This window comes from Streptomyces sp. NPDC029159, assembly GCF_055564055.1.
Genome location: NZ_JBVHWT010000011.1, coordinates 68,117 through 82,702 on the forward strand (window position 1 = coordinate 68,117; position 14,586 = coordinate 82,702).

At 71.4% G+C, this 14,586-nt stretch carries 16 protein-coding genes; 3 read left to right on the top strand and 13 right to left on the bottom strand.

Going from position 1 to position 14,586, the window contains the following annotated elements; all coding sequences use genetic code 11:
* Position 1: 1 nt before the first annotated feature.
* The 9 genes from ACZ4U4_RS21450 to ACZ4U4_RS21490 form a co-directional block, all read right to left on the bottom strand.
* Complete coding sequence (locus ACZ4U4_RS21450) at positions 2-442, bottom strand: pilus assembly protein TadG-related protein (protein ID WP_467876637.1); 441 nt, start codon at positions 440-442, stop codon at positions 2-4.
* Positions 439-816 (bottom strand): TadE/TadG family type IV pilus assembly protein, encoded by a 378-nt coding sequence (locus ACZ4U4_RS21455; RefSeq protein ID WP_467876640.1) that lies wholly within the window; start codon positions 814-816, stop codon positions 439-441. The genes ACZ4U4_RS21450 and ACZ4U4_RS21455 overlap by 4 nt, the downstream gene beginning before the upstream one ends.
* Positions 817-878: 62 nt before the next feature.
* A complete protein-coding gene (locus ACZ4U4_RS21460) occupies positions 879-1,256 on the bottom strand; it encodes a TadE family protein (protein ID WP_467876642.1) in 378 nt (125 codons plus the stop codon).
* Between the two features lie 89 nt (positions 1,257-1,345).
* Entirely contained in the window at positions 1,346-1,591 is a 246-nt protein-coding gene (locus ACZ4U4_RS21465) for a hypothetical protein (protein ID WP_467876644.1), read from the bottom strand.
* Positions 1,592-1,628: 37 nt separating this feature from the next.
* Entirely contained in the window at positions 1,629-2,546 is a 918-nt protein-coding gene (locus ACZ4U4_RS21470) for a type II secretion system F family protein (protein WP_467876647.1), read from the bottom strand.
* Positions 2,543-3,499, bottom strand: coding sequence for a type II secretion system F family protein (locus ACZ4U4_RS21475; protein WP_467876650.1), 957 nt, complete (start codon positions 3,497-3,499; stop codon positions 2,543-2,545). The genes ACZ4U4_RS21470 and ACZ4U4_RS21475 overlap by 4 nt, the downstream gene beginning before the upstream one ends.
* Positions 3,500-3,506: 7 nt before the next feature.
* On the bottom strand, positions 3,507-4,814 hold the full coding sequence (locus ACZ4U4_RS21480; RefSeq protein WP_467876652.1) for a CpaF family protein: 1,308 nt from the start codon (positions 4,812-4,814) through the stop codon (positions 3,507-3,509).
* Entirely contained in the window at positions 4,811-5,635 is an 825-nt protein-coding gene (locus tag ACZ4U4_RS21485) for a hypothetical protein (RefSeq protein ID WP_467876655.1), read from the bottom strand. The genes ACZ4U4_RS21480 and ACZ4U4_RS21485 overlap by 4 nt, the downstream gene beginning before the upstream one ends.
* A gap of 12 nt (positions 5,636-5,647) precedes the next feature.
* Positions 5,648-6,376 (bottom strand): hypothetical protein, encoded by a 729-nt coding sequence (locus ACZ4U4_RS21490; protein WP_467876657.1) that lies wholly within the window; start codon positions 6,374-6,376, stop codon positions 5,648-5,650.
* A 613-nt stretch (positions 6,377-6,989) separates the two neighbouring features.
* Between ACZ4U4_RS21490 and ACZ4U4_RS21495 the strand changes: the two genes are divergently transcribed.
* Entirely contained in the window at positions 6,990-7,649 is a 660-nt protein-coding gene (locus ACZ4U4_RS21495) for a hypothetical protein (RefSeq protein ID WP_467876660.1), read from the top strand.
* Complete coding sequence (locus tag ACZ4U4_RS21500) at positions 7,646-8,707, top strand: hypothetical protein (protein ID WP_467876663.1); 1,062 nt, start codon at positions 7,646-7,648, stop codon at positions 8,705-8,707. The genes ACZ4U4_RS21495 and ACZ4U4_RS21500 overlap by 4 nt, the downstream gene beginning before the upstream one ends.
* A 28-nt stretch (positions 8,708-8,735) precedes the next feature.
* Here the strand turns inward: ACZ4U4_RS21500 and ACZ4U4_RS21505 are convergent, their stop codons facing one another.
* The gene (locus ACZ4U4_RS21505) at positions 8,736-9,308 is read right to left on the bottom strand and encodes a hypothetical protein (protein ID WP_467876666.1); all 573 of its coding nucleotides are present in this window, start codon (positions 9,306-9,308) and stop codon (positions 8,736-8,738) included.
* An 80-nt stretch (positions 9,309-9,388) separates the two neighbouring features.
* The gene (locus tag ACZ4U4_RS21510) at positions 9,389-10,336 is read right to left on the bottom strand and encodes a helix-turn-helix domain-containing protein (protein ID WP_467876669.1); all 948 of its coding nucleotides are present in this window, start codon (positions 10,334-10,336) and stop codon (positions 9,389-9,391) included.
* Positions 10,337-10,512: 176 nt separating this feature from the next.
* On the opposite strand from ACZ4U4_RS21510, the gene ACZ4U4_RS21515 reads away from it, so the two are divergent.
* Positions 10,513-12,111 (top strand): alpha/beta hydrolase, encoded by a 1,599-nt coding sequence (locus ACZ4U4_RS21515; protein ID WP_467876672.1) that lies wholly within the window; start codon positions 10,513-10,515, stop codon positions 12,109-12,111.
* A gap of 153 nt (positions 12,112-12,264) precedes the next feature.
* On the opposite strand, the gene groL is transcribed toward ACZ4U4_RS21515, so the two are convergent.
* On the bottom strand, positions 12,265-13,890 hold the full coding sequence (gene groL, locus ACZ4U4_RS21520) for a chaperonin GroEL (protein WP_030285850.1): 1,626 nt from the start codon (positions 13,888-13,890) through the stop codon (positions 12,265-12,267).
* A 333-nt stretch (positions 13,891-14,223) separates the two neighbouring features.
* A complete protein-coding gene (locus tag ACZ4U4_RS21525; RefSeq protein ID WP_030285851.1) occupies positions 14,224-14,430 on the bottom strand; it encodes a cold-shock protein in 207 nt (68 codons plus the stop codon).
* Positions 14,431-14,586: the final 156 nt, after the last annotated feature.

The following is a 14,586-nucleotide window of genomic DNA, read 5'->3' on the forward strand; positions in this document are numbered from 1 at the left end:
CTCAGCCGGTGCGGGATTCGGCCGTGGAGGTGCCGTGCACGGTGATCGCTCCGTCGTAGAAGAGGCCGGTCAGCACGGGGCGGTAGGTGAGCTGGACCTCCACCTCGACCCGTTCGGTGTCGGCGCTGCGGCAGTGGGAGGCGGCGGCGTCCGGGCCGGAGAGACCGGCCTCGCGGACGTACGCGGCCACCCGGCTGCCGCAGTTGCGGTAGTTGATGGGGGCGTCGGCGCGGCCTTCGCGGATGGCCTCCACATCGAGGTCCTGCGCGGCGTAGCGGGCGGCCTGTTCGGCGATGTCGGCAGCGCGTTCGCGCTGGGCGAGGGAGAGCCCGCCGTCGATGACGAAGGCGGCCAGGGCCAGGAACAGCACCGCGAAGAGGAGTACGGCGGCGCTGCCGGACCCGCGGTCGTCCGAGGCCCGGCGGCCGGGGCGCGCGCTCACCGGGCCCGCCGGAACGGGTCGAGAGGCGAGGTGGCGCGACTGGTGAGGCGGGTGGGGATGTCGAGGCCCAGCACGGCCAGTCCCCGGATCTCGCAGCCGACCTCCACGGTGAAGAACCCGCCGGGCGTGAAGCCGGCGCTGGTCCGGCGCACCGTGACCGGACCGGAGCACACGTCCGCGAGATCGGCCTCGGCGGCCTTGCGCGCCTCCCCCAGGGCCACGGGGGCGTCCCGCTGGATCGAGCCCGCGCGGGCGGCATCGCGGGCCGCGCCGTCGACGGCGCCGCGCCCCTCGACGAGCTGCCCGAAAGCCACCATGACCAGGACGAACAGGATGAGGACCGGTGCCAGAATCACCACTTCGACGGAGGACATGCCCCGGTCCGTACCGGACGGGTCCGGCCGGTCGCCCACCCCTGGGACTGTGCGCACGTCCGTCACTCCCCTTCCGGTACGAAGCGTTCGACGGGCCCCTGCGACCGGGCGTGGACGGTGAAGTGGAGGCCGGGGAAGACGTTCGGCACCCGAGCGGTGATCTCCACGCCGACCGTGTCCGGATCCGGCCGGACGGAACGGACCCGGGGCGCGACGAGCAGCCGCGGCCCCAGCTGCTCGATGTAGCTGTCCGCCTTGGAGGTGGCCCGGCCACGCCAGCCGCCGGGGTTGTCGTCCGCCTCGGCACGGGCCTCACGCGCACCGGCGCGGGCCGCTGCCTGGGCCACGTGGTCGGCGAAGAAATACAGGGCGAACTGCACCGTCGCGAAGATCATGAAGAACAGGACCGGGGTCAGCACCACGAACTCGATCGCGGACATGCCCGCGTCACGCCGCGTCGCGGCCGACCGCCCGCCGCGGCGTACGTCCCGTCGCTCTCCCGGCCCGGTCCGGTTCATCGCGCGACGCGTCAGCAGGTCTTGCTCGCCGTGGCGCCCTTGATGCAGTCGCCGACCTTCGTCGCGCCGCTCTTGAGCGCATTGTTGATGATGAAGGCGACCACCCCGACGATGGCGACGACCACCGCGGAGATGATCACCCACTCGACCGCGGAGACCCCGCGGTCCGCCTCACCGGAGCGCGCACGTGCCAGCCGCGCCTGGAGCAGGACGACCAGGAAGTCGACGGCCGGGTGACGGAAGCGGAGCGTACTCATCGCGGAAATTCCCCCTTGAAGCTGATGGTGGACTCGGTCACATCTGGAACACGCGGATCGCTGCCGGGAAGACGAGGAAGACCAGGAACGCCGCACAGAGCAGGAGTTGGGCGACGAGCATCGACTGCGACTTCTCGCCCGCTCCCCCCTCGATCTCCGCCAATTCACGCTGCCGCATGGTCTCCGCCCGTGAGGCAAGGGATTCGCGGACCTTCGCCCCGTCGTCGGCAACCAGGCCCAACGAGGCGGCGAGATCGCGTAGTTCATCGACACCCAGCTCCTCGCCGAGCCGCCCCAGCGCCTCCCACTGGCTCGTGCCGGTGATCCGCGCATCGGCGAGACAGTCGCGGACCCGCCGCAGCGCCCATCCGTCGCCCACCTCGGCAGCCGCCGTCAGCGCCTCCGGCAGGCCGCGGCCACCGGCGAGGTTCATGGCCACCAGATCGAGATAGGCACCGATCACCCGCCGCAGGTCCCGGCGGCGTACGACCGCGTCCCGTCGTACCTCCAGGTCGGGCAGGACGAAGAAGAGCGCGGCGAACAGCAGGGCCAGCCAGAGCGGTACCGCCGGACCGCTGCCGAAGCCCGCCGCCCACAGGACGGCGAAGACCAGCGGCCCGAAGAGGAGTCCGCACACTGCCAGCAGCACCTTGGTGGCCAAGAAGGGCTCCCAGGCACGATCGAGCACCGCCAGATCCACCCGGAGCGACCTCAGCTCCCACCCCTGCCGCAGGGAGAAGGCGGCCGCCCGCGCGCCCACCCTGGCCCGCAGCGGTCCCAGCCGGCCCGTCGCCGGTGCGGCTGCCCGCCCCGGGCCCGGCGCGGTGGCACGGGCGCGCAGCGCATCCACCCGTGCCACCGACGCCACCGCGCCCCGACGGGACGGCAGCAGCGCGCGGACGAGGAGGTACACCCCGAGCCCGAAGGCCGCGCCGACCAGCACCATCGCCGTCATCGCGGCACCGTCCCCGGCAGTCCGCCCTCGCTTCCCGGCGACGCCCAAGGGGTCCGAGGGCGGGCGGCGGGTGCCGCGGTCCCGTTCCGGATCAGGAACCGCTCCGGTGTCTCGACCCGCGACAGCTTCCGCAGCCAGCCGAAGCCCAGCGCGAACAACCCGCACACCCCCGCCAGCACGACCTGCCCGAGCGGTGTTCCGTACGGTGCGACGAAACCGCGGTTGAAGACCGACAGGCCCAGCACGAACGCCACCGAGACGCCCACCACGATCTGCACGCTCCGCCGGGTGCTGGCCCGCTGGGCCATGACCCGCTGCCGCATGCCGACCTCCTCCCGCGCCGCCTTGGCCAGCGCACCCAGGACCTGGCGCAGCCCCGGCCCGCGCAGCCGGGAGTTGAGGATCAGCGCCGCGATGACCAGGTCCGCGGACGCGTCGTCGATCTCGTCGGCGAGCTGCTGCAACGCGTCGGGCAGCGGGGTACGGGCACGCACCCGATCCACCAGGGCGTCCAGGTGGGGGCGGAGCGCGGGCGCCGCGGCCCGCGCCGATGCGGGGATCGCCTGCTCCAGACCGACCGCACCGGCGACGGTGTCCCGCATCGACTCCGTCCACGCCGCCAGCGCCTCCACCCGCCGCACCGCCGCCCGCTCCTCGGCCGCTCCGCCGAAGAAACGGTGCCAGACGAGGACGAGCACACCGGCGGCGACGGCGAGCACGATCCACCGGGTCACCAGCAACATCAGCAGCCCGACGCCGAGCGCCAGCGCGCCCCGGCGGCCGGCGAACCGGGCGAGGCCGCGCGCCCGCTCGCCCACGCGCCCGTACCCGGCGGGCAGCCCGCGCACGGCGACGACCAGGAGCAGCAGCCCGCCGCCCGTACCCGCACCGCACAGCAGCGCGGCGAGCACCGGCAGCGAGAACAAGCCGCCCGACGCCCCGAATCCGCTCACCCCGGACTCACCCCCACGATCCGCCGGTGCGGTAGCCGAAGGCGGCCAGCTCCTGCGCGCAGGACAGCGGCGCGTGGGGCACGGTCCGCCCGTCGGCGGTTTCGGCGAACACCTCGCTCGACAGCACCCGCCCGTCCATGCCGTTGACCTCCCGGACGGAGGTGACCGTACGGGTGAGGCGTCCCCCGGTGGCGTAGGCGTTGCGCCGTTCGACGAAGACGACGAAGTTGACGGATCCGGCGATCAGCATGTGTGTGGCCTCGATCGGCAACCGTTCCTGCGCCTGGAGCGCGTAGGTCGCGATGCGGCTGAAGACCTCGGCGCTGCCGTTGGCGTGGATCGTCGACAGCGATCCGTCGTTCCCCTGCGACATGGCGTTGAGCATCGTGACGATCTCGTCGCCCAGCACCTCGCCGACGATGACCCGCGACGGATTCATCCGCAGGGACCGCCGCACCAGCTCCGCCATCGTGATGGCGCCCTGCCCCTCGGAGTTGGGCAGACGCTCCTCGAACGCCACGACATTCGGGTGGAGTTCGGGGAACTGCTCAAGACCCAGCTCCAGCGCGCGCTCCACGGTGATGAGCCGCTCCGCGGGTGGGATCTCGTTGGCCAGCGCCCGCAGCAGCGTCGTCTTCCCGGCATTGGTCGCGCCCGCGATCATGACGTTCTTCCGCGCCCGCACCGCGGCCGACAGGAACGCCCCGACCTCCGGCGTCAGCGTGCCGTTGCCCACCAGGTCCGCGACGAACACCTTGCCCAGCCGGGCCCGCCGGATCGACAGCGCGGGCCGGCGGGTCACCTCCATCACGGCCGACAGCCGCGAACCGTCCGGCAGCCGCAGGTCGAGCTGCGGATTCGCGGTGTCGAAGGGGCGCGACGACAGCCCGGAGTAGGCGCCCAGCACCTGGATCAGCTCGACCAGTTCCTCGTCCGACTCGGCCACCGGATCGGTGACCACCTCGCGCCCGTCGGCGTATCCGACGAAGACCCGGTCGCAGCCGTTGATGTCAATGTTCTCGACCTCCGGGTCGTCCAGCAGCGGCTGGAGGCGCCCGACGCCGAACAGGGCCGCGTGCACCCCGGCCGCGTACGCCTCCTCGGTCTCCGCGTCCGGCGGCGTCCGCCCCAGACCGATCTCCGTCCGCGCGTACGCCTCCAGGATCTGGGCGATGACGGACCGTGCGTACTGCCGCTCGTCCTCGCCCGTCATCGGGGCGAGCCCGGACGCCTGGTCGATGCGCCGCTGCTCGGCGATGCGGTCGCCGGCCTCCTGCCGGAACCGCTTGATCAGCTGATGGTCGACGGCGTTCATCGGCCGGCCTCGGAGCCCGGCCCGCGCAGCCAGGCCGCGCCGTACCGCCGGTAGAGGTCCTGTACGACCTGACGCGCCGACCTGATGAGTAACGTCCTGTCCACCCGTCCCCCTCTGCGTCCCGCCAGCCGGGCGGCCCCGACCGGGTCCCGGGCGATGGTGCCGACGACCTGGGCCCCCGCACCTGCGCGGTGCAGCATCGCGTCGACCTCGGCGGCCAGCCGCGCCGCCCGGGACGCCTCGGCGACCAGCAGGACCCCGACCGACGGCACACCGGGGGCGGCCCGTGACCCGCCGGGCGCCCGCGCCGACAGCGCCGCGGCACGGTCGCGGACCCGCGCGAGCTGCTCCGGCTCCGGCCCCGCCACCAGCAGCAGTACGGACGCGTCCGCCAGCAGCTCCGCCGCCGGGGAGTCCGTCCCGAGCCGCCCGCAGTCGGCGATGACATCCGCCGCACCCCGCGGCGACTCCCCCAGCTCCACGAACGCCCGCCCCAGGGTGGACCACAACCCCGACACCCCGGCGGCCTGTTCGGACGTCCCGAGCCCCACGAGGACGTCGAGCCCGCCGGACATCGGCTGAACGTGGTCCCACACCTGCTCGGCGACGAGACCACGCCGCGCGGTGGCCGCCAGCGACAACAGCCCGAGGTTCGGATCCAGCGCGCCGCCATGGGCGGCGGCATTGCGGTACACCAGGTCGCCGCCGGCCGGATCGACCTCCGCCAGCAGCGCGCGGCGCGGCCAGACGGCGGACAGCGCGAGGGCCGTGGTCGTGACTCCGGGGGCCCCCTTGTCGGCGGCGAGGGCGATGAGCGTCATCCCGCGCCCCGGTCAGCCGCCGTGCGCGGGCACGAGTACGAGCGTGACCTCACCGGCCGCGGCGGCCTGCGTCAGCCGCGGCGCAGAGGTCTGCTCGACCACCAGGGAAACCGGCAGATCGCCCCCGCCGACACCGTCGCTCTCGTCCCCGCCACCAGTGCGCTGCACCTTGGCACGGTCGACGAGGAGGGGATCGCCGGCCTCCGCAGCGGCGCCGTCGTCCGCTCCACCGGCGGAGGACCGCGCTCCGTCCGTCCCGGCGCGGTAGGCCGCGACCGTGTCCCCGGCCCGCAGCCCGTCCGGGTACTGCCCGCTCTTCAACGACAGCCCCACGACGACCTGATGCGCCTTCGGGCCCTGCCGTTCGGTGAGCATGGGCCCCACCAGCACGGAGTCCTCGACGAGATCGGTCGCCGCACGGTATTTGCCCAGCAGGCCCCGCTGGGACCACTCGACGTAAGGCACATCGGAGTCCTTCGCCACCATGACGGAGGCGATGGCCGACTCCGGGACCGGCTCACCGGCCGGAACGCGCTGCGTCACCTTGATGGCCTCGACGCGTTCCCCGGCCCGCAGCACGAGAAGTGTCGACCCGAGCGCCCCGGCCAGTATCAGCAGCACGGCCAGCGCGGCGAGGGCCGGCTTCCGCTCCCGAGGCGTGACCGGCAGCCGCTCACCTGCCGAAGCACCGCCCGGGCCGGTGCCTTGAGGTCCTGTCGGTGCACGCTGCTGAGTCTTCAAGAGATCCCCCCGGATGTCTCCCGAGTGCCGCTGCGCAGCCCCTCGGAACGGGTCGGAATTCCACTGCGACAAACGGTCAACCATCAAGCCGGGAAACCGTATCAGCCGCTCACCGGCCCCTCAAGGGATAACAACTTCCCTGTAACTCCGGCCGGAATCAACTGCTCCACACCTGCGTTCCCTCCCCCACTTGAGGAAAACCTGTCCGGCGAAAGCCCGGCGCATGAGGATTCGCCTACAGCTCTCCGATACAAACCTGCCCAGGTGTCGGTTTTTGCGACCGACTCCAGCCAGCCATCCACCGCGCACGGCACGACGTTCGGCCGCACGCAGCAGCATCAAGATCACATACTGCGCACCCAGCCACCCGAAAAGCGTGGAGAAATCCCCTCGAGCATCACAGAACACACCACCAACACCCGTACAAGACATCCCTCTTGGCCAGAAGCATCGGAAGGAACGCCTCTTCACCGGAATTAGTGATTCAGAACAGCGGCAGGGGTACCGAGGGAGATAACAGCAGCAGAACAACACCGCCCGAAGCCCTGACGGACCGACACGCGGATCACTACCGTCATCGCGCCAACCAGAGCCCATACCAGTGGAGTTGCTCGTGTCCCGACGCCCTCTGATGCTGGCCACCACCCTCGCCGCCGGCGCCTCCCTGCTCCTGTCCGGATGCGGAGGCGGCACTCAAGATCACAAGGACCCAGAAAAGATTACGGGAGCAGGCAGCACAACGAAGAATCCGGCTCCGCCCTCCGCGGGGGAGCCTTCCGAGGGTATGGACACACAGGGGCGTCCCCCCTTGAAGACTGACAAGAATTTCAAGGAGCAGTTCGAGGAATGGGCCTCCAAAGATCAGAAAACAAATTCCGTTCTCCTGGACGGAAAACTGCAGATGATCGCCACCAACTCGGCCATCTTCAAATCGAATCCCGAAGCTCCCGAGATCGCGTTCTACAACGATGGGCCGGCGCTACAGTCCGCTCGTGAATGGGTAACTCGATTCAAGAAGGAGAATCACACACTGACCGGCGTTCTTCGCTACTATGACCCACAGGTCAGATTCCTCACCGAGGACTACGCGACCCTCATTTACTGCACGGATGAATCCAAAGCCTTCTCGAAAGAAACAAAAACCGGAAAGGTCCTCACCACCACCCCTTCCGAGAAAGATCGCGTACTCTACGTAACCGGCATGAAAAAGGGTACGAACGGGGTCTGGAAGACCCATTCTCTGAGCAGCGAGAGGGGAAAATGCACAACATGAGGCGCAGGGTACGGGCGATATCCACCTTGAGCGCGGCAGTGTTTCTCTCCGCCTGGCAGTCCGCGGCCCACGCCGGGGTCGAGCACGGTGGCACAACACGCGGCAAGGCACACGCGTCCCAGCTCAGCGCCGAGGCGTCCCAGACGCGGGTGAAGATCATCGTCTCTGGGGGCTCACCAGGTACCGGCCACCTCACTCCGGCGAACCCCGACTGGACGCCGTCCCCGTGCTGGTACGAGCCCATCGCCACCCCGAAGCAGTTCAAGGCGAGCGTGCAGAATCTCAAGAAGACCGGGGGCGTCGCCCTCGCCAATACCTACAACTTGTGGGACTACAAGCTCTTCGAGGACGAGTACAAGAAGAAGGGCCAGCACGGCCTGTCCGGACAGGTGCTCAGCGAGTACGGCGACTACAACATCTCCCAGCAGGGGAAGGGGATGTGGTACCGGGGCGTTCTGAACCCCAATGTGGAGAAGGGGAAGCCTGCCCACGAGCGCGGCTGCCGAGCAATAATCCACTGGGTCCCCAACGGCAGCCCCCCGCCCTACCCCGAGACCATCTCCCCGAAAATCCTCGCAGGCTACGCCTACAGCTCCGTACGGATTCCGGAAACCACCGTCTCCCTCAACCCGGACGGCAAGCAGACCGTCAATCTCCCGACCTGGATATGGCTGGACAGTGCCACGTTCAAACCGGTGAGTGTCACCGCCAGCCTGCCTGGTACAGGATTGTGGGCGACCACCACGGCCACACCCGTCGGCCTCCACCTCGACCCGGGCACGAAGGACGCCGACCTCTTCCCCAGCTCAGGTATCTGCCCGATGAACGACGGCCGGATCGGACACCCCTACATCAAAGGCTCGGGCCTCAATCCCCCGCCCTGCGGGGTGACCTACCTCCGCTCCACCGCCCGCACCGGCCCCTACCGCCTCAAGGCAACCCTCACCTGGCGGGTCTCCTGGAAGGGCTCGGGCGGCGCGGGCGGAACGCTTCCCGACGGCACCTTCGGCTCGGACATCACTCTCGGCGTCCAAGAAGCCCAAGCCGTCAACCGCTGACGCTGCGCCCGCCCACGACCGCCCGCCCTCACCGCAACGCCAACCCCAACCCCTTCTCCAGCGCCGTCGCCTGCTCCGGCGTGACAAGGGCGATGATCGTGTCGTAGACGCCGTGCTTCTCGCGCGGGAAATCGACGTAACGGAAGGTCCGGGCGTCGTCGCCGCCGGGGTTCAGCGCGTCGATCGCCTCCGCGGCGGCCAGATGGTCGTAGTACTCGTCCGAGAAGTGTTCGGCGGGGACGGCGACCGCGATGCCGTTGCGTTCGAACTCCAGGGTGTCGTCCCGGGAGGCGCCGTCCGGCGAGCGGTCACCCTCCACGAGGCGGACCTTGCCGACGGTGACGGCACCGCCGGTCAGCTCCGCGGCGCGCTCCAGCAAGGAGGCGTAGCCGGGCTCCAGATAATCGATGTCGTCGGCGTGGATCGACAGCGCTATCCCGAAGGACTCCAGCGCGCGGGCGACCTCGTACGGGCGCAGCGGATCGTGCGCCCACTCCGCGTACTCCGCCAGCACCTCCCGGACCTTCTCCGGCGCCACCACACCGGCCTCTTCCAGGACCGCTCCGACCCGCACGTACGTCATCGTCTGGGTGTTCGACATACCGGCATCCTGCCAGAGGGGTACGACACCATGTGGCCCAACAATGCAGGTCGTTGGGGAGGACGCGACCGCTCCGGCACTCAGGCGGCGCGGCCCGCGACCTCGTCCGTCAGGGCCGCCAGCAGCCAGTCGTGCGCGGCGCCCGGGGTCGGCACGGGGCGGCCGTCGCGCGGTCCCAGGACCTCCGCGGCGAGCGCCCAGTACGGGTCGAGGCGCGGGTCCGCGGCGAGGCCCCCGGCGAGCTGACGGCGGAATTCCGGGGTGTCCCGGGCGCCGCCGCAGGAGGCGGCGTACGCGGCGACGAAGCAGTCCAGCGCCTCCCCGGGGTGCGGCGCCCGCGCCCGCCGCAGCGGCGCCGCCGCCAGCTCGTACGCCTCGCCGAGCCCGTCGTAGAGGACCTCCGGGCGGAAGCCGGGCCCGGAGCGGTGCGCGGCGGGCTGCGGGCGGGCGGAGCCGTCGCACGGGCGGGTCACCAGGGCGTGCAGCCGGGCGAAGGCGAGGACCTGCGCGGGCGTCGGGTCGTCCGGTGGCGCGGGCACCGCCTGCTCCAGGAAGGCGGCGACCGCGCGGGCCGGCATCCGCGGCGGCAGCCACGCCCGCCAGAACCGGGCGAGCGGAGCGGTGCTGGGCGGCGCCGCCACCGCCCCGATGAGCCGCAGCCGGTCGGCGCGCTCCTGGGGCGGACACTCCTGGACGAGCCGCAGCCCGGCCTCCCGCCAGCGCAACGCCGCCATCCGGTCGCCCAGCTGCCGCAACTGCCCGGCGACCGCGTCCTCCAGCGCGCCGCCCGCGCCCGCCTCGTCGTCGACGATCCGCCGCACCTGGGGGACGGGCAGGTCCAGGGCCCGCAGGGAGCGGATCAGCCGCAGCCGGTCCAGGGCGTCGGGGCCGTACCGCCGGTGCCCGCCCGCGCTGCGCGACCGTTCCGGGAGCAGCCCCCGGTCCGAGTAGAACCGCACGGTCTTGACGGTGACACCGCCGCGTTCGGCCAGCTCACCGATGCTCCACAGCCCGTCGGACGCCGTCACTTGAACCTCCCTCAGGGGGAGTTCCTACCGTACCGGCGGGCTCGGACGGACGGGCCGATCGGGGGACGGTCCGTCCGGTCGCCCGCCCGGCTTCGGGGGGCGCGCCGCAGTGCGCCGGGCGCCCCCTCCGCACCCGGTGGAGCCCTGCCGATCACGGACGAGACGAGGAGCGAACGATGAATGACGCGGAACGGAACAGCACCCACGACGGGCAGACCAGGCCCCATTTCCTCCTGGTGCCCGGCGCCTTCACCGGCGGGTGGGTGTGGGAGGAGACGGCCGAGCGGCTACGGGCGGCGGGCGCGGGGGCTGGCGCCGTGACGCTCGTCGGTCCCGAGGGGGCGCGCGGCGGCGGGCGCGCGCCGGACCTGGAGGCGCATGTCGATGCGGTGGTGCGGGCCGTCGACGCCGTCGGCCGCCCCGGCGACGCGGCCGGGCCCGCCACCCGGGACATCGTCCTCGTCGGCCACGGTTACGGCCTGCACCCGGTGCTGGGCGCCGCCGCCCGGCGGCCGGACCGCGTGACGCGGATCGTCGCCCTGGACACCGCCCCGGCCCGGCACGGCCAACCGGCCTGGGCCACCCTCCCCGACCAGGGCGTACGGGAGGAGCTGGCGGCACGGGCGGAGTCCGCCGGGCCCGACGGCGGGCCGCTCCCGCCCCCGGACTCGGCGGCCGCCTGGCGCCGCTGGGGCAGCACCGAGGGCCTGACCGACGCGGCCCTGGAGCGACTGGTCCGGGACGCCGTCCCACAACCGCTCGGCACCCTCCTCCAGCCGCTCCACCTGACCGGCGCCGCCGCCGACCTCCCGACCACCGGCATCCTCTGCACCGCCAACGGCGCGAGCATCGACCTCGTCCAGATGCGGGTCAGCCTCGGCGACCCGGCGTTCCAGCCACTCACCGCACCCGGCGTGCGCTTCCTCGAACTGCCCACCGGGCACTGGCCGATGCTCTCCTGCCCGGACGAACTCGCCGACGCCCTGCTGCGCGCGGCGGCCGGCGAGGGCCACCGCCTCACCCCGGCGGGCAGCCAACCACCGCCGCATCTGCGGCCGTTCGTCGTCGACGTACCCGAGGTGCCGCACGAGCGGAACGAGACCTTCGATCTGTACCTCCCCGGGGGCGACGGCCCGCATCCGGCGGTGATCGTCGTCCACGGCGGGCCGGTCCCCGAGGGCATCCGGCCGACACCCCGCACCTGGCCGACGCTCACCGGATACGCCCGCCTCGCCGCGTCCCAGGGCGCGATCGGCGTCACCTTCGACCACGGGCTGTACGACATCGACCGCTACCCGCGCGCCGCGGTGGACGTCGCCGCGGCGGTGGCGCGGGTCCGCGAAGACCCGCGGGTGGACGCCGACCGGATCGCGCTGTTGTTCTTCTCCGGCGGCGGACTCCTCGCCGCCGACTGGCTGAGCGCCCCGCCGCCGTGGCTGCGCTGCATCGCCGCCAGCTACCCGATCCTCGCGCCGCTGCCCAACTGGGGGCTGGACGGCGACCGGTTCCGCCCGGCGGCGGCGGTCCGCGGCGCGGGCGACCTGCCGCTCGTCGTGGTCCGGGCCGGCCGCGAACTACCCGAGATCGCCGCCACGGTCACGGAGTTCCTGACCGCGGCCGAGGCACACGGCGCCGCACTGGAGGTGATCGACGTACCCGACGGCCACCACGGCTTCGACACCGCGGACGCCCCCTCCGACACCGACCGCGCGACTCTTTCCGCGGCCGTGCAGACGGCGCTCCGCACCGTCCTGGGGCACCTGACGGAACGGTAGGGCGGCCCGTACGGGGCCGCCGGACCTCGGCCCGGTCCGCGTCCGGCCCCGGAAACGCCGCAGGGGCGGCACCCCCGGAGAAGGGTGCCGCCCCTGCGGACCAGTGGACGGTGATCCGCCCGTCCCGCCGCGTGCGACGGGACGGGTCAGGGATCAGAAGTCCATGTCACCGCCGGGCATGCCGCCCGGAGCGCCCGCCGCGGCGGCCTTCTCCGGCTTGTCGGCGATGACAGCCTCGGTGGTGAGGAACAGCGCCGCGATGGAGGCGGCGTTCTGCAGCGCGGAACGGGTCACCTTCGCCGGGTCGATGATGCCCTCGGCGATCATGTCGACGTACTCGCCGGTGGCGGCGTTCAGACCGTGACCGACGGTCAGGTTGCGCACCTTCTCCACGACAACGCCGCCCTCAAGGCCGCCGTTGACGGAGATCTGCTTCAGCGGGGCCTCCAGGGCCAGCTTCACAGCGGCGGCACCGGTGGCCTCGTCGCCCTCCAGCTCCAGCTTCTCGAAGACGCTGGAAGCCTGCAGCAGGGCGACGCCACCGCCGGCGACGATGCCCTCCTCGACGGCCGCCTTCGCGTTGCGAACGGCGTCCTCGATGCGGTGCTTGCGCTCCTTGAGCTCGACCTCGGTCGCGGCACCGGCCTTGATGACCGCAACACCGCCGGCGAGCTTCGCCAGGCGCTCCTGCAGCTTCTCGCGGTCGTAGTCGCTGTCCGAGTTCTCGATCTCGGCGCGGATCTGGTTGACGCGGCCCTGGACCTGCTCGCTGTCACCGGCACCGTCGACGATGGTGGTCTCGTCCTTGGTGATGACGACCTTGCGGGCGCGGCCCAGCAGGTCGAGACCGGCGTTCTCCAGCTTGAGGCCGACCTCCTCGGAGATGACGGTGCCACCGGTGAGGATGGCGATGTCGCCGAGCATGGCCTTGCGGCGGTCACCGAAGCCCGGGGCCTTGACGGCGACGGACTTGAAGGTGCCACGGATCTTGTTGACGACCAGGGTCGACAGGGCCTCGCCCTCGACGTCCTCGGCGATGATCAGCAGCGGCTTGCCGGACTGCATGACCTTCTCCAGGAGCGGCAGCAGGTCCTTCACGTTGCCGATCTTGGAGTTGACGATCAGGATGTACGGGTCGTCGAGCGACGCCTCCATACGCTCCATGTCGGTGGCGAAGTACGCCGAGATGTAGCCCTTGTCGAAGCGCATACCCTCGGTGAGCTCCAGCTCCAGACCGAAGGTCTGGGACTCCTCGACGGTGATGACGCCTTCCTTGCCGACCTTGTCCATGGCCTCGGCGATCAGCTCGCCGATCTGGGTGTCGGCGGCGGAGATGGAGGCGGTCGAAGCGATCTGCTCCTTGGTCTCCACGTCCTTGGCCTGCTCCAGCAGGGCGGCGGAGACGGCCTCGACGGCGGTCTCGATGCCGCGCTTGAGGGCCATCGGGTTGGCGCCGGCGGCGACGTTGCGGAGGCCCTCGCGGACCAGCGCCTGGGCCAGGACGGTCGCGGTCGTCGTGCCGTCACCGGCGACGTCGTCCGTCTTCTTCGCGACCTCCTTGACCAGCTCGGCGCCGATCTTCTCGTACGGGTCCTCCAGCTCGATCTCCTTGGCGATGGACACACCATCGTTGGTGATCGTGGGGGCGCCCCACTTCTTCTCCAGGACGACGTTGCGACCCTTGGGGCCGAGGGTCACCTTGACGGCGTCGGCGAGCTGGTTCATACCGCGCTCAAGGCCGCGCCGCGCCTCCTCGTCGAACGCGATGATCTTGGCCATGTGAAGTGGTCCTCCCAGGACGAAGGGGGCACCTCCCGCGCCTTTGGGGCGTGGAGGCTCTTTCCTCCGGACCGCGCTGGCGCCCGCGACGGACGGCCCACCGAGGGAGCGGTTCCTTCCCGCCCCGCCTGTGGACCTCACCGACGGTCCAAAACTGTCACTCTCACTCGGAGAGTGCTAACGCAATGATTAGCACTCGACCCCTCCGAGTGCAAGGTGCTCCCCGAAGGAGGGCACGTTGCGCCCCCTCGCGCACGCCCCGCACCCGCGCACAACAGGAGGCCCGCACCCCCCGTGGGGTGCGGGCCTCCTTGACGCGCAGTCGGTCGGCGCTCAGCCGGCCGCCAACTTGACCATGTCGGCCTGCGGCCCCTTCTGGCCCTGCGAGATCTCGAAATCGACCCGCTGGCCCTCCTCGAGGGTGCGGTAGCCGTCCATCTGGATCGCGCTGTAGTGGACGAAAACATCCGCACCACCGTCGACCGCGATGAAGCCGTACCCCTTCTCCGCGTTGAACCACTTGACGGTGCCCTGAGCCATGCCTAACTCCCCTATTACTGGCCCTTCGCAGGACCGCACTCCGCGGACCCGGGTCAGACCTCACCCCGCGAATGGCCCGTGGGGTGTGCGCCGGAACGCGTCGACCGCCGCCGAATGTATCCGCACCGGTGCCCAGCGCAACAGGTCAATCGGACG